This window comes from Streptomyces sp. NPDC057616 (genome assembly GCF_042800575.1).
GTDB lineage: Bacteria > Actinomycetota > Actinomycetes > Streptomycetales > Streptomycetaceae > Streptomyces.
Map to the genome: position 1 here is coordinate 196,664 of NZ_JBHVGU010000003.1, position 20,714 is coordinate 217,377.

The 20,714-nt window shown below is 72.4% G+C and carries 15 protein-coding genes and 1 pseudogene; 5 read left to right on the forward strand and 11 right to left on the reverse strand.

What is annotated here, in order from left to right:
- Positions 1-64 precede the first annotated feature (64 nt).
- Both typA and ACFU97_RS04465 read right to left on the reverse strand, forming a co-directional pair.
- The gene (typA, locus tag ACFU97_RS04460; protein ID WP_384250703.1) at positions 65-1,972 is read right to left on the reverse strand and encodes a translational GTPase TypA; all 1,908 of its coding nucleotides are present in this window, start codon (positions 1,970-1,972) and stop codon (positions 65-67) included.
- Positions 1,973-2,109: 137 nt separating this feature from the next.
- Positions 2,110-4,233, reverse strand: a complete 2,124-nt coding sequence (locus ACFU97_RS04465; RefSeq protein WP_384250706.1) for an ABC transporter family substrate-binding protein — start codon at positions 4,231-4,233, stop codon at positions 2,110-2,112.
- Positions 4,234-4,569: 336 nt separating this feature from the next.
- Between ACFU97_RS04465 and ACFU97_RS04470 the strand changes: the two genes are divergently transcribed.
- Genes ACFU97_RS04470 through ACFU97_RS04485 form a run of 4 tightly spaced genes read left to right on the forward strand, consistent with a single transcriptional unit; the run spans position 4,570 to position 8,439 of the window.
- On the forward strand, positions 4,570-4,860 hold the full coding sequence (locus tag ACFU97_RS04470; protein ID WP_384250709.1) for a hypothetical protein: 291 nt from the start codon (positions 4,570-4,572) through the stop codon (positions 4,858-4,860).
- Positions 4,861-4,890: 30 nt separating this feature from the next.
- The gene (locus tag ACFU97_RS04475; protein WP_384250712.1) at positions 4,891-5,712 is read left to right on the forward strand and encodes a hypothetical protein; all 822 of its coding nucleotides are present in this window, start codon (positions 4,891-4,893) and stop codon (positions 5,710-5,712) included.
- A gap of 16 nt (positions 5,713-5,728) precedes the next feature.
- Positions 5,729-7,672: a fumarate reductase/succinate dehydrogenase flavoprotein subunit gene (locus tag ACFU97_RS04480; RefSeq protein WP_384250715.1), complete on the forward strand. Its 1,944-nt coding sequence runs from the start codon at positions 5,729-5,731 to the stop codon at positions 7,670-7,672.
- Positions 7,669-8,439, forward strand: a complete 771-nt coding sequence (locus ACFU97_RS04485) for a succinate dehydrogenase/fumarate reductase iron-sulfur subunit (protein ID WP_384250718.1) — start codon at positions 7,669-7,671, stop codon at positions 8,437-8,439. Before ACFU97_RS04480 ends, ACFU97_RS04485 begins: the two co-directional genes overlap by 4 nt.
- Here the strand turns inward: ACFU97_RS04485 and ACFU97_RS04490 are convergent.
- Positions 8,420-8,749, reverse strand: a complete 330-nt coding sequence (locus tag ACFU97_RS04490) for a hypothetical protein (RefSeq protein ID WP_384250721.1) — start codon at positions 8,747-8,749, stop codon at positions 8,420-8,422. The genes ACFU97_RS04485 and ACFU97_RS04490 overlap by 20 nt on opposite strands.
- 46 nt (positions 8,750-8,795) lie before the next feature.
- Positions 8,796-9,942, reverse strand: a pseudogene (locus ACFU97_RS04495) (hypothetical protein).
- Positions 9,943-10,022: 80 nt separating this feature from the next.
- On the opposite strand from ACFU97_RS04495, the gene ACFU97_RS04500 reads away from it, so the two are divergent.
- Complete coding sequence (locus ACFU97_RS04500; protein WP_384250723.1) at positions 10,023-11,600, forward strand: hypothetical protein; 1,578 nt, start codon at positions 10,023-10,025, stop codon at positions 11,598-11,600.
- Positions 11,601-11,667: 67 nt separating this feature from the next.
- Here ACFU97_RS04500 and ACFU97_RS04505 read toward each other — a convergent pair whose 3' ends face one another.
- From ACFU97_RS04505 to ACFU97_RS04535, 7 genes are all read right to left on the reverse strand, one after another.
- Positions 11,668-14,373, reverse strand: coding sequence for a SpoIIE family protein phosphatase (locus ACFU97_RS04505; protein ID WP_384250726.1), 2,706 nt, complete (start codon positions 14,371-14,373; stop codon positions 11,668-11,670).
- 306 nt (positions 14,374-14,679) lie between these two features.
- The gene (locus ACFU97_RS04510) at positions 14,680-15,108 is read right to left on the reverse strand and encodes an ATP-binding protein (protein ID WP_384250729.1); all 429 of its coding nucleotides are present in this window, start codon (positions 15,106-15,108) and stop codon (positions 14,680-14,682) included.
- A 98-nt stretch (positions 15,109-15,206) separates the two neighbouring features.
- Positions 15,207-15,617 (reverse strand): (deoxy)nucleoside triphosphate pyrophosphohydrolase, encoded by a 411-nt coding sequence (locus ACFU97_RS04515; RefSeq protein WP_384250732.1) that lies wholly within the window; start codon positions 15,615-15,617, stop codon positions 15,207-15,209.
- Positions 15,618-15,671: 54 nt separating this feature from the next.
- The gene (locus tag ACFU97_RS04520; protein ID WP_384250735.1) at positions 15,672-15,863 is read right to left on the reverse strand and encodes an SPOR domain-containing protein; all 192 of its coding nucleotides are present in this window, start codon (positions 15,861-15,863) and stop codon (positions 15,672-15,674) included.
- Positions 15,864-16,216: 353 nt separating this feature from the next.
- Positions 16,217-16,969 (reverse strand): GntR family transcriptional regulator, encoded by a 753-nt coding sequence (locus tag ACFU97_RS04525; protein ID WP_384250738.1) that lies wholly within the window; start codon positions 16,967-16,969, stop codon positions 16,217-16,219.
- Positions 16,970-17,116: 147 nt separating this feature from the next.
- On the reverse strand, positions 17,117-18,322 hold the full coding sequence (locus ACFU97_RS04530) for a DUF4190 domain-containing protein (RefSeq protein ID WP_384250741.1): 1,206 nt from the start codon (positions 18,320-18,322) through the stop codon (positions 17,117-17,119).
- 144 nt (positions 18,323-18,466) lie between these two features.
- The gene (locus tag ACFU97_RS04535; RefSeq protein WP_384250744.1) at positions 18,467-20,659 is read right to left on the reverse strand and encodes a DEAD/DEAH box helicase; all 2,193 of its coding nucleotides are present in this window, start codon (positions 20,657-20,659) and stop codon (positions 18,467-18,469) included.
- Between the last annotated feature and the right edge of the window lie 55 nt (positions 20,660-20,714).

Here is a 20,714-nt window from a genome sequence, read left to right on the forward strand (position 1 = left end):
AACCGGTTGCAAAAAGCCCGGCCGCCCCCACACTTGGGGCGACCGGGCTTCAACCCGTGGGAAATCAGCCGTGCTTGGCGCGGCTCGCGGCGCGGGCGCGCTCGCGGGCGTCCAGGTTCACCTTGCGGATGCGGACCGCCTCCGGAGTCACCTCGACGCACTCGTCGTCGCGGCAGAACTCCAGCGACTGCTCCAGCGACAGCTTGCGCGGCGGCACGATCGACTCGGCCACGTCGGCCGTCGAGGACCGCATGTTGGTGAGCTTCTTCTCCTTGGTGATGTTGACGTCCATGTCGTCGGCACGGGAGTTCTCGCCGACGATCATGCCTTCGTACACCTCGGTGCCCGGCTCGACGAACAGCACGCCGCGCTCCTGGAGGTTCGTCATCGCGAACGCGGTGACGGAGCCGGAGCGGTCGGCCACCAGGGAACCGTTGTTGCGGGTCGTCAGCGTGCCGAACCAGGGCTCGTGGCCCTCGTGGATGGAGTGGCCGATGCCGGTGCCGCGGGTCTGCGTCAGGAACTCGGTCCGGAAGCCGATCAGACCGCGCGAGGGCACCACGAACTCCATGCGGACCCAGCCCGAGCCGTGGTTGGACATGTTGTCCATCCGGCCCTTGCGGACACCCATGAGCTGGGTGACGGCGCCCATGTGCTCCTCGGGCACGTCGATCGTCATGCGCTCGACCGGCTCGTAGACCTTGCCCTCGACGTCCTTGGTGACGACCTGGGGCTTGCCGACGGTGAGCTCGTAGCCCTCCCGGCGCATGGTCTCGACGAGGATGGCGAGCGCCAGCTCACCACGGCCCTGGACCTCCCAGGCGTCGGGCCGCTCGGTGTCGAGGACGCGCAGCGAGACGTTACCGATCAGCTCGCGGTCGAGGCGGTCCTTGACCTGGCGGGCGGTGACCTTGCGGTCCTTGACGGCCGCCTTCGCGTCGGCGCCCTTGCCGGATCCGCCGCGGCCGACCATCGGCGAGGTGTTGGTGCCGATCACCATCGAGATCGCGGGCTCGTCGACCGTGATCAGCGGCAGCGGGATCGGGTTCTCGGTGTCGGCCAGGGTCTCGCCGATCATGATGTCCGGGATGCCGGCGACGGCGCAGATGTCGCCCGGGCCTGCCTTCTCGGCGGGCTTGCGGGTGAGCGCCTCGGTCATCATCAGCTCGGAGATGCGGACGTTGGCGACGCTGCCGTCGCGCTTGATCCAGGCCACGGTCTGGCCCTTGCGCAGCTCGCCCTGCTCGACGCGCAGCAGCGCGATACGGCCGAGGAAGTTGTCCGCGTCGAGGTTGGTGACGTGGGCCTGCAGCGGCGCGCCCTCGTCGTAGGTCGGGGCCGGGATGTGCTCCAGGATCGTGGAGAAGAACGGCTCCAGGCTGGTGGAGTCGGCCGGCACGGTGCCGTTCTCCGGCTTGGTCAGCGAGGCGATGCCGTCACGGCCGCAGGCGTAGACGATCGGGAACTCGATCTGCTCCTCGTCCGCGTCCAGGTCGAGGAAGAGGTCGTAGGTCTCGTTGACGACCTCGTCGATCCGGGAGTCCGGGCGGTCCGTCTTGTTGATGCACAGGATGACGGGCAGGCGCTGCTGGAGCGCCTTGCGCAGCACGAAGCGGGTCTGCGGCAGCGGGCCCTCGGAGGCGTCCACCAGCAGCACGACGCCGTCGACCATCGACAGACCGCGCTCGACCTCGCCACCGAAGTCGGCGTGGCCGGGGGTGTCGATGATGTTGATCGTGATGACGTCCCCGCCGTCCTTGGGGTGGTACTTCACCGCCGTGTTCTTGGCGAGGATCGTGATGCCCTTCTCACGCTCCAGGTCGTTCGAGTCCATCATGCGGTCGTCGACCGAGTCGAGCTGGTGGGCGGCGAAGGCACCGGCCTGCTTCAGCATGCCGTCGACGATGGTCGTCTTCCCGTGGTCGACGTGGGCGACGATGGCGACGTTGCGGATGTCGTGGCGCGTGGCCATGAAGGCGTACTCCTGGAGTGTGAGGAAGGCCGTTCGCGTACGTCCGTGTGACGCGGGCCCTGCCGGGCTGGACACGCCACGGCCTTACCCCATGGTACGTGGCCCCGGCGGAGGTGGCTTTCGCAGGGCCGCGCGGCTCAGTGGCCGGACGGGCTCGGCGAGGGCCTGGCCCCCTTCTTCAGGAAGCCCATGTCCTCGTAGACGGGCGTCTGGAACCCGAACGAGCCGGCGTTCGCCAGGCCCTTCTTCGCGGCCGTGAGCTGCGGGCGCTGGTAGAGCGGGATGGAGGCGGCGGCGGCCCAGATGCGGGAGTCGGCCTTGCGCAGCAGGGAGCGGCTCTCGCTGCCGTCCAGGGTGCCCGCGGCCTGGTCGAAGAGCTGGTCGACCTGGTCGGTGCCGATGCGCGTGTAGTTCTGCTCGACGTCGAGGGAGCCGTCGGCGGCCGGCACCGGCTTGGCGTAGACGGGCCGTGCGTCGGTCGCGGGGAAGGCGGAGGCGGGCCAGGAGTACAGGGCGAGGTCGAACTGGCCGGAGGCGATGTGGTCCTTGAAGTAGCTCTCGTCGGAGACCTTGGTGATCTGCGTGGTGATGCCGACCCGCTCGAGCATGCGGCCGATCCGGTCGGCGACGGTGCGCAGCACCTCGGAGCCCGCGCCCGACGGGAGCACGAAGCGCAGGGTGAGCGGCTTGCCGTTCTTGGCCAGCGGGCCGGCCGCGACGCCCGCCGGGGCGGCGGTGCCCTTGGGGGCGTACGCGCCGGGGGCGCCGCCCTGCTGCCCGGTGTACTGCCGGCCGTCGGCGAGGTGCTTGCCGCCCTCCTCGCTCCCCTTACCGTTCTCCTGCTTCTTCGCGTGGTCCCGGGGGTCCTTGTCGTCCCCGCCGCGGCTGTCCCCGTTCTTGTCGTCCTCGCCGACGATGTACGTGCCGTCGTCGCCCTCGGACTCGTCGTCGGACTTCTTGCCGGCGGCGCCCGCGGCCTTCTCGCCCTTCTTCTTCTCCTCCGCGACCGGGCCGCCGCGAACCCACCCGGCGTCCGCGAGCAGCGCCTGCGCCTTCGCTGTGTCCTCGCCCCCGAGGACGCCGCTGCCGTCGGCGTAGGCGGCCTGCCCGGACAGGGCGAGGTGGCTGCCGACGGGCACCGCGGGCAGCCCGAGCGGCTTGAGCACGGTCTGGGCGATGGACAGCCGGTCCAGGGAGCGGGCCACCGCCCGGCGGACCCGCTCGTCCGCGAGGGGACCCGCGGAGCCGTTCAGGGCGAGCTGGGTGTAGGCGGGCTCCAGCGACTTGCGTACGGCGAAGCCCTGCAGGGCCTTGGCGGGGGTGCGCCGGGAGCCGGGGCCCATCAGCGGGGTGCCGGTGCCGTTGGCGCGGCCGGCCAGGGTGAAGCGGCCGGCGTCGGACGGGTCGATCTCGGCCAGGTCGAGCTTCCCGTCGGCCAGCGCCTCGGCGCGCTTGTCGAGCGGCACGGCCTTCAGGTCGATCTCGTCGAGCTTGGCGGGCCGGCCCCACCAGCGCGGGTTGCGGACCAGGGTGACCTGCTGACCCTTGGTGTCTACCTGCTTCAGCGAGAAGGGTCCGGCGGTGACCTTGAGCTTGCGGCGGGCGCCGTCGTTGAAGGCGTCCGGCGTCCCCATGACGTCCTTGGGGTACAGCGGTGTGAACAGCGACTGCCAGTCGGCGTAGGGCTTGGCGAAGGTGACCTTGACCTCGAGGTCGCTGGCGCCGCGCTCGATCTTCTCGATGCGGTCGTAGCCGGCGTTGCGGGCCGTCCAGTACGCGCTGTCCTTGCCGGACAGGGCGCGCCACTGGGCGGCGAAGTCGGCGGCACCGATCTCCCGGCCGTCGCTCCACACCGCCTGCTGGTTGAGCTTGTAGACCACGACCTGCTTGGGCTCGGTCTTGACGACCTTCGCGGACTCCAGGTAGTCGGCGTTGCGCACCGGCCGCCCCTTGCGGTCCAGCCGGTACATCGACGGCAGGACGGCCTGCGCGATCCGGCCGGTGGCCGCGTCGGCGTCCGACTGGAAGGAGTTCAGCGTCTCCGGCACGTCGTCCACGGCCCAGCGCAGCGTGCCGCCGTCGGCGACCAGGTCACGCGCGGCGGGCGCGAGGTCCGGACCCGCGAGCGGCTTGCCCGCCGGATCCTCGGCGCTGCAGCCGGTGAGCGCGGACACGGCGAGCGCGCCCACGGCGAGGAAGGCAGCCGAGCGCAGTGCAGCGCTGGGCCGGACAGACATGGGTCCGACGCCGTCGTGGGACATCCGTTCCTACCTCCGAGCAGCCGCTCCGGCCGGCGACACAAGTGGGGTTCTGATCACATTTGGCGGTATTTTGGAGCTGATCAGATCTATGGCCCCACTGAAGAGGAAAGGGTTCGCCACTCGACGGCGACACGGCGGCGGGCGCGGGGAAGGTCACTCGTGCGGCGCAACGTGCGCCGGGGGCGCATACAGAGCGCATGCGGGCGTGCACGTGGAGGCGTGCAATCCGCCAATCGCTGCACATCCCTTCCCACCGGCAGGTGTGACGCGCAACACTCGCAGGCGCATGAACGTTGCCACCTGGGGCCGGACGGCCCATGGAAGTGAGGTCACGTCATGTCCGTGCAAGACGACCTGACGACAATGCAGCGCTGCCTGGACGACCTGTCCCGGTCCGTGGGGCGCCTGGAGAAGCAGCTGGGCAGTGGCGGGCTGGACATGCGCCGCGTCCGCGCCGACACCGATCACCTGCGTGAGAGCGTCGCGCTCCTGCGCTCTGCGGCGTCGAGTCCGGCCGCACCACGCAAGCCCGAGCTCGTCACCATCCCCGACACCCCGTACGACGACTCGCTGTGGGTCGACACGGACGACGAGGGACTGGGTGCGCGCCACGGCGACCACCACTGAGCGCTCCCCGACACCGACCGGAGTCATGAGTTGGCCACTGGTACGGAACCACATCTGAACAGCGGCGGCGTACGGACCGGTACGCGCGCCGCGATCGACGCCCCGCATCTGCGCACCGACCGCTGGTGGCTGGCCCCCGCCGCCACCGCGGCCGGTCTGCTCGCCTTCATCGTGTACTCCACCTGGCGGGCCTTCGCGAACGCGGACTACTACTCGGCGCCGTACGTCTCCCCGTTCTACTCGCCCTGCCTGGCGACCAACTGCCAGCACATGCCCTCGGGCCCCAACGCCGACCTCTTCGGCGACTGGTGGGCGATCTCCCCGGCGATCATCATCCTGATCTTCCCGCTGGGCTTCCGCCTGACCTGCTACTACTACCGCAAGGCCTACTACCGGGGCTTCTGGGCGTCCCCGCCGGCCTGCGCGGTGGCCGAGCCGCACAAGAAGTACACCGGCGAGACGCGCTTCCCGCTGATCCTGCAGAACATCCACCGGTACTTCTTCTACGCGGCCATCCTCGTCGCGTGCGTGCTGACGTACGACACGGTGCTGTCCTTCCGCGACACGGACGAGAACTGGGGCCACATGGGCCTCGGCACCGTCGTGTTCCTGATCAACATCACGCTGATCTGGGCGTACACGATCTCCTGCCACTCCTGCCGGCACATCGTGGGCGGCAAGCTCAAGCACTTCTCCAAACATCCCGTGCGCTACAAGGCCTGGCAGTTCGTCGGCAAGCTGAACGCCCGTCACATGCTGCTCGCCTGGGCGTCGTTGGTGAGCGTGGCGGTCGCCGACTTCTACGTCTATCTGCTCGCCTCGGGCGCTTTCGACGATCCGCGATTCTTCTAGTGAGTGGGGCCTTGTGATGTCCGTGGTCGACCGCCAGGAGTGGGACGTGGTCGTGGTCGGCGCCGGGGGCGCCGGACTGCGTGCCGCCATCGAGGCGCGCGAGCGAGGAGCCCGCACGGCAGTCATCTGCAAGTCCCTGTTCGGCAAGGCGCACACCGTGATGGCCGAGGGCGGCATCGCGGCGGCGATGGCGAACGCCAACGAGCACGACAACTGGCAGGTCCACTTCCGCGACACGATGCGCGGCGGCAAGTTCCTCAACCAGTGGCGCATGGCCGAACTGCACGCCCAGGAGGCCCCGCAGCGGGTGTGGGAGCTGGAGACCTGGGGCGCCCTCTTCGACCGTACGAAGGACGGCCGGATCTCCCAGCGCAACTTCGGCGGCCACGAGTACCCGCGCCTCGCGCACGTCGGCGACCGCACCGGGCTGGAGCTGATCCGCACGCTCCAGCAGAAGATCGTCTCGCTCCAGCAGGAGGACAAGAGGGAGACCGGTGACTACGAGTCCCGCCTGAAGGTCTTTCAGGAGTGCACGGTCACCCGGATCCTGAAGGACGGCTCCCGCGTTTCGGGCGTCTTCGCCTACGAGCGCGAGAGCGGCCGCTTCATGGTGCTGGAGGCCCCCTCCGTCGTCGTCGCGACCGGGGGCATCGGCAAGTCCTTCAAGGTGACGTCGAACTCGTGGGAGTACACGGGCGACGGGCACTCGCTCGCGCTGCTCGCCGGAGCGCCGCTGCTGAACATGGAGTTCGTGCAGTTCCATCCGACCGGCATGGTCTGGCCGCCGTCGGTGAAGGGCATCCTCGTCACGGAGTCCGTGCGCGGCGACGGAGGGGTGCTGCGCAACTCCGAGGACAAGCGGTTCATGTTCGACTACATCCCCGACGTCTTCAAGGAGAAGTACGCGGAGTCGGAGGAGGAGGCGGACCGCTGGTACGAGGACCCGGACAACAACCGGCGTCCTCCCGAGCTGCTCCCCCGCGACGAGGTCGCCCGGGCGATCAACTCCGAGGTGAAGGCGGGCCGCGGCTCCCCGCACGGCGGGGTGTTCCTCGACGTGTCGACGCGGATGCCGGCCGAAATCATCAGGCGCCGGCTGCCGTCCATGTACCACCAGTTCAAGGAGCTGGCGGACGTGGACATCACGGCGGAGGCCATGGAGGTCGGCCCCACCTGCCACTACGTGATGGGCGGGATCGCGGTCGACTCCGACTCGGCGGCCGCGCGCGGGGTGCCGGGGCTGTTCGCCGCCGGTGAGGTCGCGGGCGGCATGCACGGTTCGAACCGGCTGGGCGGCAACTCCCTGTCCGACCTGCTGGTGTTCGGGCGCCGGGCGGGCTGGCACGCGGCCGAGTACGCGACGGGGCTGGCGGGCGGGCGTCCGCCCGTGGACGACGCCCAGGTCGACTCGGCGGCGGCGGAGGCCCTGCGGCCGTTCTCCGCGGAGGGGCCGGCGCCCGGCGAGGACGACGGCCGCCCGCCGGAGAACCCGTACACCCTGCACCAGGAACTCCAGCAGACGATGAACGACCTGGTCGGCATCATCCGCCGCGAGGGCGAGATGGAGCAGGCGCTGGAGAAGCTGGCGGAGCTGCGGGTACGGGCCCGCCGGGCCGGTGTCGAGGGGCACCGCCAGTTCAACCCCGGCTGGCACCTGGCGCTGGACCTGCGGAACATGCTGCTGGTCAGCGAGTGCGTGGCGCGGGCCGCGCTGGAGCGCACCGAGTCGCGCGGCGGCCACACCCGCGAGGACCACCCGACCATGGAACGCAAGTGGCGCAACATCAACCTGCTGTGCCAACTGACCGACCCCACGGGCGGGTTGGCGGCCACGGACCCCGTCCGCGGTCAGATCACCCTCACCCGCGAGACCACCGACCCCATCCGCGCCGACCTGCTCGCTCTCTTCGACAAGGAGGAGCTGGTCAAGTACCTCGCCGAAGAGGAGCTGTACGAGTGAGCAGCTACGAGGCCCGCTTCAAGGTATGGCGGGGCGATCCGAAGGGCGGCGGCCTGGAGGACTTCAAGGTCGACGTCAACGACGGCGAGGTGGTGCTGGACATCATCCACCGCCTCCAGGCCACCCAGGCGCCCGATCTCGCCGTGCGCTGGAACTGCAAGGCGGGCAAGTGCGGTTCGTGCTCCGCGGAGATCAACGGGCGTCCGCGCCTGATGTGCATGACGCGCATGTCGGTGTTCACGCGCGAGGAGACCATCACGGTCACCCCGCTGCGGGCCTTCCCGGTCGTCCGCGACCTCGTCACCGACGTCGGCTTCAACTACCAGAAGGCGCGCGAGGTCCCGGCCTTCGTGCCGCCGGCCGAACTCGCCCCCGGCGAGTACCGGATGATGCAGGAGGACGTGGACCGCTCGCAGGAGTTCCGCAAGTGCATCGAGTGCTTCCTGTGCCAGGACACCTGCCATGTCGTCCGCGACCACGAGGAGAACAAACCGGCCTTCGCCGGCCCCCGCTTCCTCATGCGCGTCGCCGAACTCGACATGCACCCCCTGGACGCCGCCGCCGACAGCGGCCTGGACCGCAAGAAGACCGCCCAGGACGAGCACGGCCTCGGCTACTGCAACATCACCAAGTGCTGCACGGAGGTCTGCCCCGAGGGCATCAAGATCACGGACAACGCACTGATCCCCCTGAAGGAACGCGCCGTCGACCGCAAGTACGACCCACTGGTGTGGCTGGGGTCGAAGATCAGGAGGCGGACTTCGTAGGCGTCGGGGACGTACGCCGGGGGCGCCGGGACAGGTACTGCACGATCAGCCCGGCGAAGAACACGGCCATGCCCGCCATGGCGAGACCGAAGTGGCGGGCGGCCGGCCCCTGGTAGGGCCCCAGGAAGAGGAACGTGCCCATCCCGGCCAGGGCGATCAGCGTGCCGTAGCCCCACAGCCGCGGCCGGAACACCGTGCCGCGCCGCGGTGCCGAGAACTGGGCGACCCGGCCGGTCGTGATCGCGACGAGCGCGGACACGGTGCCGAATGCCAGCACGACGACACCGGCCACCTGCCACTCCATGCTCATGCCTCTCCCCCTCCGCAGGGGGTGATGATGGCACGCGGGACCGCGTTCAGCGCACCCAGCCCTCGCGGTACGCCGTCCAGTCGCCCTCCGTGGCCGCGAAGTCGACGTAAAGGGCTACGCCGAAGTTCTCGCGGTGCGCGTCCGTGCGGGACAGGCCGAGGCGGACTCCGTGGACGGCCGCGGGGACCGTCTCGGCGTGGGCCCAGTGGCCGAAGCGGTTCTCGTGGTAGAAGGGCAGGCCCATCAGCAGGTCCGTCGACTTCGGGGTGACCTCCAGGGCGAGCGAGGTCTGCTGGGCGACGTAGCCGCCGTAGAGGCTCTGCAGCGGCTGCATGGTGTCGTACGACATCACGGCGATCTGGTCGACGCGGCGCGCCACCTGGCCGAAGTACGCCTGCGACCACCACTTGGGGTGGCCGGTGAGCGTGCCCCAGACGGAGTGGAACGCGGGGAGCGGGTCGATCTGGTGGGCCGCGACGGACAGCGGGACGCCGGCGGCCGCGGTGACCTGGTGCAGGGCGTCCAGGAGGGCCAGGTAGTCGCGGTCACCGGAGTGCAGGGGTTCGAGGTCGAAGTGGGCGCCGTCGAAGCCGGCGGCCAGGATCTGGCGGGTGGAGGTGACCACGGCGGCCCTGGTGGCCGGCCGCTCCAGCCGCAGCCCGTCGGGCCCCTCGCTCGCGAGCACGTCGCCGAGCCAGGCCTGGACCCGGATGCCCGGGGCCGCGCGGTGGACGGCGCCGATGAGCCAACGCGCCTTGGGACAGGCCGACTTGGGCAGGGTGCCGTCGTGTTCCAGGGGACCGGCGTGCACGTACAGGTCGTGGATGCCGGTGTCCCTCAGGCGGTGCGCGAGGGCCGTGACGTCCGCGTCGGTGGCGGCCGTCGACCCACGCGTGGCCGAGCCAGATCGCGTCCCGGTTCCGGGTGTGCGTGCCGGCGGCCGGGTCGCCGTTGTAGTTCAGGCGGAGGGCCAGTTCGGCGGCGAGGACGGGGAGCAGGAGCACGAGGACCAGCGCCAGGGCGGTGCGTCTGAGCCGGCGGCGCCGTTTCGCCTTGCGTGCGGGCGCGGGGTCGAGGCGCGCGGGATCCGTCACCGTCTGCGCCGCCGGCTCCTCCTCCGTGGCCGGCTGCCCCTCCGTCCCCACCGTCGGCTCCATGCCCGTTCCCCCTCCGCCGTCCGCGTTCTCGCTCATCCGTCTCCCCGGGTCACCCCTGCCCCACCCCGGACGTATCCCGGTCGCGCGCCCGCATTCCTGCTCATACGCTCCGAAATGTGACGTCACCCTTGATCCGGGGCCGGCCGCGGCGGGCCGCCTCCCACATATCCGTACGGGTCGCGCACGCCCTGGTGGGCGGCGTCGCCGCGGTCGTGTGGCTGGTGCTGCCCTGGATGACGATCAACCACGACGTGCCGGTTCCGGCCACCCGTGCGGTCCCGTCCGCCCCGAGCGCGGCCGGGGCCCAGCGGGACGAGACGTCGGCCACCGATCTGGTGCTGCCGCTGGCCGTCGTGGCCGCGGTCGTCGTGCTCGCGGGCTACGGGTACGTGCGCCGCACCCGGCGGGCCCGGACCCGTACGACGCCGGGCGGCGCCGTCGCCCGCGCCGGCCCGGCCGCGGGGCCGCTCTCCGAGGACGACGAGCGCGCGCGGGCGGCCCTGGTCGAGGCGGACGACTGCGTCCGCACCAGCCGGGAGGAGCTCGCCTTCGCCGAGGCGCAGTGCGGCAGCGACGCCGTGGCCCCCTTCGCCCTGGCCGTGCGGGACGCGGCTTCCGAGCTGGCGGCCGCCTTCCGGATGCGGCAGCAGTACGACGAGGGGGTTCCGGAGGACGAGACGTCCCGGCGGCACGCGCTCGCGGGGATCGTCGGGCGGTGCCGGGAGGCGGGGCGGCGGCTGGACGCGGAGGCCCCGGCCTTCGACCTGCTGCGCGCGCCCGAGCCGGGCGGCCCGGACACGGCGCTGGAACCGGCCGAGACCCGCTTCCGCGAGCTGACCGCGCGGACCGGGGCCGCCGGGACGACGCTGGCCGGGGCCACCGAGCGGTACGGCCCCGCCGCGACCGCCGCCGTCACCGGCCACGTCGAACAGGCCAAGGACCGCCTGGTGTTCGCCACGGTCCGGTTCAACCAGGCCCGCCAGCGCGCCGATACGGGGGACCGTGAGGGCGCGGCACGTCATCTGCGCGCCGCGGAGGGCGCGACCGCGCAGGCCGGTGTCCTGGTGACCTGCGTCGAGCGGCTCGTCGCGGACCTGGCGGCCGCGGCGGAGCTGGTGCCCGCCGCGCTGACCGGCGCGGAGGCGGAGCTCGACGCCGCGCGGACCTCGGACACCGCCCTGCCCACCGGCGAGTTGCACGCCCTCGCGGGGCGCGCCGACCTCGTCCTGACCGCCGTACGGGAGGAGGTGACCGCCGGGCCGTACGACCCCCTCGACGCGCTGCGCAGGATCACGGAGGCGGTCGCACCGGTGGCGACCGGGCGGGCCGGCGCGCCGCCGGCCGGCGCGCTGCTCGCCGCGCGCAGTGCCGTCGCCCTCGCGGACGGCTTCGTCGCGGCGCACCGGGGCGCCCTGGGCAGCACCGCCCGCACCCGGCTGGCCGAGGCGGAACGGCTGCTCGGCACCGAGCCGCCCGACGCGCAGGCCGCCGACGCCCTGGCCCGCCAGGCCCTCGCGCTGGCCGAGCAGGACGTGCGGATCTACGGCAACCCGATCGCCGGCGCGGCCGAGCACGCGAGCGGCGCCGCGGGAGCCGTCGTCGGCGGGATCCTCCTGGGCGGAGGCCCCGACGGCGGCCCGCCCGCAAGCTTCGGCGGCCCACGCACCCGCGCCCGCCGGGTCAAGCCCGACTAGCGCGCGCTCGTGGAGCGGGCTCGGCGGCGCACTCCAGAACAGCCGGGACAGGCCCGGCCGCACACGCCTAGAACAGACTGAGCAGCGCCTCCGCCGGGTCCGTCAGCCCCGTCTCCCCGTCCGGCAACGGCAGTTCGAACCAGACCGTCTTGCCGCGGGGCGTGCGGCGGGAGCCCCAGGCCGCGCTGAGGAGGCCGACGAGCTGCAGGCCGCGGCCGCCCTCGTCGGTGTCGCGGGCGCGGCGGCGGCGCGGCTGGACGAGCCCGGAGTCCCAGACCTCACAGACCAGGGTGCGGTCGAGCAGGAGGCGGAGTCTTATCTCGCCCTCGCCGTACCGCAGGGCGTTGGTGACCAGCTCGCTGACGAGCAACTCCGTGGTGTCGACGAGGGGTTCGAGGTCCCAGGACAGCAGCTGGCCGCGGGCGTACTCGCGGGCCCGGCCCACGCTGCGCGGCTCGCGCGGCAGCGTCCAGTCGCCGACCGAGTCGGTGGGCAGCCCCTGGACCCGGGCCATCAGCAGCGCGATGTCGTCCTCGCCGTGGTGGGTGTCGAGGGTGTTGAGGACGTGGTCGCAGACGTCCTCGAGCGGGAGGGTCGGGTCCGTGAGCGCCCCCACGAAGGCCTGCAGGCCCTCGTCCAGGGGGTGATCGCGGCTTTCGACCAGTCCATCCGTGTAGAGCGCGAGCAGGGCGCCTTCGGGTAGTTCGACCTCCACCTCCTCGAAGGGCTCGCCGCCGACGCCGAGCGGCATGCCCGGCGGCACGTCCAGCATCAGCGCGTCCTCGCCGGGCTCGACCAGCACGGGCGGCAGATGCCCCGCGTTGGCGAAGGTGCACCGGCGGGTGACGGAGTCGTAGACCGCGTAGACGCAGGTCGCGAGGTACACCTCGGAGAGGTCCGCCTCCCGGGGCCGGCGGGCCGCCCGGGTCGCCTGCTGGACGCCGCCGGGGGCGCCGAGACCGCGGGCGATCTCGTCCAGCGCGCTCAGCACCTCCGCCGGTTCGAGGTCGAGGAGGGCCAGCGTCCGTACCGCGGAACGGAGTTCGCCCATCGCCACCGCGGCGCGCAGCCCGCGCCCCATCACGTCCCCGACCACCAGCGCCGTCCGGTGTCCGGGCAGTTCGATGACGTCGAACCAGTCGCCGCCGACCTCGCTCGGGCGGTCCGCGGAGGAGGCGCCGGGCAGATAGCGGCAGGCGATGTCCAGGCCGGAGGCCACCGGGTCGCCCGGCGGGAGCAGCGACCGCTGCAGGATCAGCGCGCGCTCGTGCTCACGCCGGTACAGCCGCGCGTTGTCGATGCACACCGCCGCCCGCGCCGCGAGCTCCACCGCCAGATCCCGGTCCCGGTCCCCGAACGGCTCGCTCCCCTTGGTCCGGGCGAACTGCGCCAGTCCTACGACGGTGTCGTGCGCGACCATCGGCACGGCCAGCGTGGACTGGACGAGGCCGCCCTCCTCGGCGGGCACCAGCCGGGGCCGGGCGGTGCGCAGGGCGTCCGCACACGGGGAGTTGAAGGGGTAGTGGTGCACGGCGCCCACGGCGACGGGCGCGCCCCCGCCCACGAAGGGCGCGTCGGAGACCGCGCTGGCGAACGCGACCCGGCGCAGCTCCGCACTGCCGTCGGCGAGCCCGGGCGGCGTCTCGTCGCCCGCGAGCAGCCCCTGGTAGAGGTCGACCGTCGCGAGGTCGCAGAAGCCGGGCACGACGACGTCGAGGAGTTCGCGGGCCGTGGTCTCCAGGTCCAGGGAGTTGCCGATGCGGGCGCCGGCCTCGTTCAGAAGGGCGAGATTGCGCCGCGCCGCGGCGGCCTCGCGGGCGGCCGCGCGACGGGAGGTGATGTCGGTTCCGAGCCACGCGATGCCGATGGGGCGGCCGGAGCCGCTGTGCACGCGGTAAAGGTTGATGGACCAGTGACGGCGGTCGTCCGAGCCCGGCACGAAGCCCGTGACGTGCATGTCCGTGATGGAGTCGCCGGTCTCCAGGACCCGGCGCAGGGTCGCCGAGACCCGCTCGGCCTCCGGGCTGCGCAGATAGTCGTGGACGCCGCGGCCGCGGTGGTCGTCGGGCGTGCCGCCGAACGTGCTGGCGAACTGCTGGTTGGCCCGGCGAATGCGCAGATCGGGGTCGATCAGCAGGAAGCCGAAGGGAGATTGACCGAAAATCGACTGCGAGGCGGCGAGGTCGGTCTCGATGCGGCGCAGTGTGCGGACGTCGACCACGATGCAGACGGCGGCCTTCTCCCCGTCCTCGGTCCGCGTCGGCATGACGTAGACCTCGGCGAGGGCCTCCTGACCGCCGCCGTCCTCGGCGGTCCCGGGCGTGCGGAACGGCACGACGCCGGTCCACTCCCGGCCGTCGAGGATCTCCGCCATCTTGCGCTGGCCCTGTTCCCGCAGGTCGGGGTCGACGAACGCCTCGATGGGGTCCATGCCGACCGCGCGGCCCGCCGGGATTCCGAAGAGCTGCTCGGCGCGCAGGCTCCACTGGTCGACGAGCCCGTCGGGGCCGATGGAGAAGGACGCGACCTTGATGTAGTCGTACATGGAACCGGGCGGGCTGCTCTGCCAGATGGCGTCACCGGCGGGCGCGTCCTCGCCGAGGCCGGTGTCCCGGCTCCCGGCGTGGGAGGCCGAGAGGTCCTCGCGGGCGGGCATGCCCGCCCCACCCGTCGTACCGCTCGGCGCGCCGGCCGCGGTCTCACCCGCGGCCTCCGTCCTCGCGCCGTCCGACGGGTCCTCGGACTCCGTGGCCTTCGCTGGTATCTCGCTCACGCGAACCGTCCCCTCCAGCTCACCGCGTCCGGCATCGGTCACCGGGGGCGGCTGCCCGCAGTATCCAGCACTACGGCGCCGCACAACACGGTGTTCACGATCACAGCACGGTCCCGACGGTTTTCGGTCCCGGCTGCGACAACACTTCCAGTCTTCTAACCAGCCAACACCTCGTCGAATCACACTCGTCGCACCCTGCCAGTGGCCTGAACCAGAGCCTGTACACGATCATGACCCGCGTACAGGGCCCGCGGACGGTGCGCAGCCCTTCGTGCAGCGCACGGCGGGCCCGGCCTCCCGGCCCTCTCAGCCCGGCACGGCGAGCTCGAACCACACCGTCTTGCCCGCCTCGCCGGGCCGGGTGCCCCAGCGGCGCGAGGCGAGGGCGACCAGCTGGAGTCCGCGTCCGCTCTCGTCCTCGGGGCGGGCGACGCGCTCGCGCGGCGGGTCCGGGAGCGGGTCGGAGACCTCCACGAGCAGCACGTCCTCCAGATTCGCGGGACGCACCAGGCGCACACCGATGGGTCCGGTGGCGTGCCGCAGGGAGTTGGTCACCAGCTCGCTGACGAGCAGGGCGGCGAGATCGCCGAGGGCGTCGAGCTCCCAGGTGTGCAGCTGGGCGCGGACCGCGGCGCGCGCCTTGCCGACGGCACCCGGCTCCGCGGGGAAGCTCCACTCGGCGCAGCCGCCTTCGGTGTCGATCACGCCGATCACTTCCCAGCCAAGCCCGCCCATGTCCGGTTTCGTGGGGTTAATGGCCACATACCCGATATCCGGGGGCAAGTACCGTCCAGCGCGGCGCACAGTGGCACGAACGGCGTAGGAAGGGGCGCTCAGCGGGTGGAGGCGTCGAGCCGCGCGCTCACCTCGCGCACCGCGGCCACGTCCTGGTCCAGCCAGTCCACGTCCCAGATCTCGTCCGGGGCGAGCCAGCGCAGCGCGTCGTGGTCCTGGAGGGGCCGGGGGGCGGCGGAGCCGGGGTGCAGCCGGGCGGTCCACACCTGGAGGACGTACGGAGACCTCAGGGGCCACTCCCCCGGGATGCGCGCGACGGTCCCGGACTCGACGCCGAGCTCCTCGCGCAGCTCGCGCACCAGGGCCGCCTCGGGCGTCTCGCCCGGCTCCACCTTGCCGCCGGGCAGTTCCCAGCGGCCGGCCAGCTCGGCGGGCGCGCTCCGGCGCGCGGCGAGCAGGCGGCCGGCGTCGAAGAGCGCGGCTCCCACCACCACGATCCGTTCCGTCATGCGCGGGAGCCTACGGGACCGGGGGGCGCGCTCGCGGAGCCGGGCACGGGCCGGTCAGTTGCGGGACGCGTCTCCGTTCTGGCCGATGCGCTCGACCCAGTACAGCTGCTTGTGCTCACGACCGTCGAGGCTGTCCGCGATCTTCTGGGCCTCGGCCCTGGTCGCGTACCTGCCCACGCGGTAGCGATTGCCGTTGTCGTCCTGCCGTATGACGAGCCAGGGAAGTGTGATCGTGCCGTCGTTCATCACGCCCCACCGCTCCTTCCCGTCCCGGCCCGACCGCTGCCCGTCCGCGGTTCGTGCCGTGCCCCACCCGATAAGGAAACCGCAATCCGCATATGCCTGAGCCTACGCCTAACCTTTACGCAGCGAATACGACTTCTTACAAGGAGGTACGCAACCGGCCAGGCCGCGGGGGGCGCACGACGGTGAGTGCGCCGCGCGGGGACGACGACGCATCCGGTCAGGGGCATGTCGGACATGGGCGGGAGCGACCTGCGAGAACGGCCAGAATCCACCGGCGGACGGGCGCGCTCCGGGGGCGCCCGGCGGGGGTGGCGGCGCGGGGGCGCCCGGGCCCGCCGCCGTGAGGGTGTGCGCTACTTCACTGGGAGGTGGTACGCGACGCGGTAGCGGTCGGCCGGCACGACGACGTCCGCGGTCTCCACGGGGCGGCCCGAGGCGAAGAACGTCCGCTGGATGACGAGGACGACATGGCCGGGCACACCGCCCAGGGCGTGCAGCTCCTCGGCGAGGCCCGGGCGGGCGCCGACCTCCTCGGTGACGTTGTCCACGATCACGTCGATCGCCGCCATGCGCTCGACGACGCCCATGCCGCCGAGCGGGCCCTCCTCGGGCAGCATCACGGGGGTACGGCCGGTGACTGCGAGGGGCTCCCAGGAGGTGGAGAGCATCATCGCCTCGCCGGCCTCCCGGAAGACGTATCCGGTGCGCATGACGCGGTCGCCGGGCTTGATGGAGAGCCGCTCGGCGACCGAGGCGCTGGCCTCGGTCTGGGCGCTGCTCGACTCCCAGGTGCCGCGCCCGTCACCGTCGGCCTGCTCCTGGCGGAAGGGTGTGGCCCCGCCCACCGGGCGGTAGCCGGAGCGGGCGACGCTGCGGGGCACGGGACGCTCGCGGACGTAGGTCCCCGAACCCGAGCGGCCCTCGACCAGGCCCTCCGCCATCAGCACCTTGCGGGCCTCCAGCGCGACGGTGTCCGAGACGCCGTACTCCTCGCGGATCCTGGCCTGGGACGGGAGACGGGTGTGCGGCGGCAGCGAGCCATTGACGATCTTCTGGCGGAGATCACCCGCGACGCGCAGGTACGCCGGCTGCTCACCGAATGTCACTGGCCGCTCCCATCAGGTTGTACAGACAGCAACAGCGTGGCAACCGTGGGTTCGGCGGTGCAAGTAAAGGCCAGAGAATCACTCGATGTAGTGACATGTGCGTGGGGAGGGCTTCACGCAGGCACTTTCTCCCCACTATGGCGGCGATCACACATCGAACCCCGAACCGTCGCCCCCGTCGTCCCCTCCGCCGCTCCCGTCGCCGGACACGGGCGGGGTCGTGGCCAGGCCCAGAGCCTTGCGTGCGGTGACGGAGGTGTCGGGGTCCGCGAGCACCATGGCCCGGTCGTAGTGCGCGTAGAAGCCGTCCGCGTCGGTCGCCTTCGCGGCCAGGGCCCACTCCTTGCGGCCCGCCGCCACCTTCGCGGCGACCTTCGCGACCGGCTTCGCGGCGCCCGCCGGCCAGGTGTGCCCGCGCAGCAGCGTGGCCTCGCGCGCGAGCGCGGCCGACATCTGCCCGGCCCACGCGCGGCTGCCCTCGAGGTCGTCGTCGGGACTGTCCACGGGCTGCCGGTCCAGGACCGCGTTCTCCACGTCGACCGCCTTGAGATAGGCGACCTGGTCGTCGCTCAGGCTCTGCTCGTCGTTGCGCAGCGAGCCCGTCAGACCGGCCGTCTCGTCGGTGTTGCCGAACAGGCAGGTCACCTCGCGGTCGCCGAATCCCCAGCTGTCCCGGGTCGGCGTCATGTAGTAGACGTAGACGTCGTCCGGTACCGCCCAGGCGTCCATGGCGTAGCGGTAGCGCAGCTGGTAGCACCGGGTGTCGGCGGTGTCGGTGACCTTGCGGTCGCCGGGGTAGGCGGAGCCGCCCTTCATCTGGAAGACGGCGAAGACCTCGCCGTCGTGCTCCTTCTCGCAGAGCACCTTGTCGACGTCGTAGGCCGTGCCCTCCAGGGAGCCGCTCGGGGCGTGGAAGCAGTCGCCCTCGGTGAGCGAGTAGGCGCTGCCGTGACTGCCCGCGGCGTCCTTGACCCCGGACCAGGTGTAGAAGTGCACGCCGCCGGCGAGCGCCAGCGCCCACAGCGCGAGCCCGACGGTGGAGAGGATCGAGCCCGCGACGGCCAGGCCCTTGCCGCGGCCGCCCCGCTTCCGGATCTGGGCGAGCGCGATGACGCCGAGCACCAGCCCGACGGCCGGGACGAAGCAGAGGATGCCGAGGACCAGGGAGGCGATGGCGACGCCGTTGACCGGGGCCGGGCGGTTGAAGGGGCTGTAGCCCTGGCCCCAGGGCTGGTACGGATACGGTCCGGGAGCGCCGTAGGGGCCCTGGGGATACGAAGGGAACTGGCCCTGCGGGTACGGCCCTTGGGGTTCCTGGGGCTGGTGGGGCCCAGGCGGCGGAGGTATGGACACGGGCACCGTGCTCCTGCTTCGGACACTGACGCACTGAACCGGCGTACGACTGGGCGCATGGTAAGCGTGAGGTGAGCGGGGACGGAACGGTGATCGCGGAACCCGTCGCCCGCGGTGAACTGCCTGGCCACACGGCGGGCCGGGTCAGGAGTCGGCGGCCGTGTCCCCGGCGCCCGCGAGCCTGCGCTGCTCCTCCTCCACGATGCGCCGCGCGATGCCTCCGTCCGAGACGTCGATCGCGTCCGGGGTGGCGTCGGCGACGTCGCTGCGGCGGGCGTAGGCGTCGAAGAGGCGGTCCTTGTTCTCCAGGATGCGCAACAGGCGCTCGTCGACGCTGTCGGTGGCGAGGAGGCGGTGCACCTGGACCGTGCGGAGCTGCCCCATGCGATGGGCGCGGGCCACGGCCTGGTGCTCCAGGGTGGGTTTGACCTGCGGCTCGCACAGGATCACCACGGACGCGGCCTGGAGGTTGAGACCGACGCCGCCGGCCTCGATCTGCGACAGCAGCACCGCGTGCCCGTCGGCGGCCGTGAAGTCGTCGACCAGCCGCTGGCGCCGGGCCGCGGTCACGGAGCCGGACACCGGCCCGAACACTTCGTCCCCGAGGGCGAGCCGCACGGTGGCGAGCACCTCGCGGAAGTACGAGAACACGACCACCTTCAGGCCGTTCTCGGCGGCCTCCGCGACCAGTTCGCGCAGCCGCTGCAGCTTCGCGGACTTCTCCGGGTCGGCGTACGCGGCCCGCCGCATCGCCATGAAGTTCCCCTCGGCGACCGCCGTGCGGTAGGCGTCCTGGTCCGCCGCGCCGAGCTCCTCCCACTCGTCGACCTGGAGCAGCGCGGGCAGTTCGGTGAGCACGTCCTGCTGGTTGCGGCGCAGATAGGCGGGCGCGACCGATCTGCGGAAGACGTACGGGCCCGCGACGGCGTCGCTGTCGCGTATGGCGGGCACCAGCTCCGGGCGGAGGTACCGCACCAGGGCGCGGAACTCCTCCACCCGGTTCTCCATCGGTGTGCCGGTGAGGAACAGGACGCGGTCGCAGGCCCCCGTCCAGCTCGCGATCGAGCGGGCGCGGCGGGTGACGGGGTTCTTCACGTAGTGCGCCTCGTCGACGACGAGCATGCCCGGCGGCGTGCCGTCCGGCGCGGGGAGCGTGTGCAGCAGGTCGAAGGTGGTGAGGGCGACGCCGCCGCGCTCGCGCCAGTCGGCGTACGCCTCCTGCCGGTCGGGCCCGTGCACCGGCACCGCGCGCAGGGCGCTGCGGGAGCGGATCTCCCGCGTCCAGTTGATCAGGACGCTGGCCGGGCACACCACCAGGAAGTGCGTCTGCCCCTCGGCCGCGAGGTGGGCGAGCGCGGCGATGGCCTGGACGGTCTTGCCGAGCCCCATCTCGTCGCCGAGGACGACGCGGCGCTGGGCGAGCGCGAACCGGGCGCCGAAGGACTGGTAGCCGCGCAGCGAGACCCGGCGGTGGGTGTCGTCCAGCGGCTGGGCGTGCACCCGCTCGGCCACCTCGGAGGGCAGGAAGCCCTCGGCGGCGGCCTCGTCCGGGCGGTGCTCGGAGACCTCGGCGAGCTGGCTGTAGTACTCGGCGGAGCGCAGCTCGAAGTCGACCCAGGCCTCGATGTCGGAGGCCGGCCCGCGCAGCAGGTCGGTGGCGGCCTGGGTCAGCTGGAGCCGGGTGCCCTTGTCCCTGGCCTCGGAGGTCAGCGCGCGCAGCTCCGCCGTCGCCGCGAGGGCGGCCTCCCTGCGGCGCCGCCCGGTGAGGGCCAGCCGCAGCCGGCCGGTGGCCGGGCGGGCGGCGGGGAGCAACTCGCGCAGCCTGCGGTCGAGTTGCTCCGCGGTGTCCACCGCCCGGCGCAGTTCCGGACCCGCCTCGACCAGCCGGTGCAGGGCGACGACCAGCGCGGTGGTGCGCGGCTCCGGCCGGTCGACGTCGATCCGGACGGTGACCGTCTCCTCCACCGCCCGGGCGATCTGCCGTGCCGCGGCCAGGGCCTGGTCGGCGGTCTGGGCGCCGACCCCGGGGATCTGCCGGAGCTCGTAGCGGCTCGCCTCGTACACCGCGCGCACCGAGGAGAGGCCGGCCGCCTCGACCGCCGCGAGGCGCAGCCGGCCCTCGGTGGCGTCCTTGAGCCGACCGATCGGGATGGACTCCAGCTCCTTGACGACGAGTTCGTCCCTCAGCGGGGCCAGGGCGGAGCGCACGGCCTCCAGGGCGCGGGCATGGTCGGTGAGCACGGTGCGGGCGGCGTCGTACAGCCGCGTGCCCTGCGTGCACAGCTCCCGGGCCCGCCGCCCCACGGGCGGCTCCCGCACCTCCCCCGTCTGTGCCATGCCACCCCTCCCGCGCCGTCCGTCCCGGTCCGCACATCTTGGCACCGGGGTACGA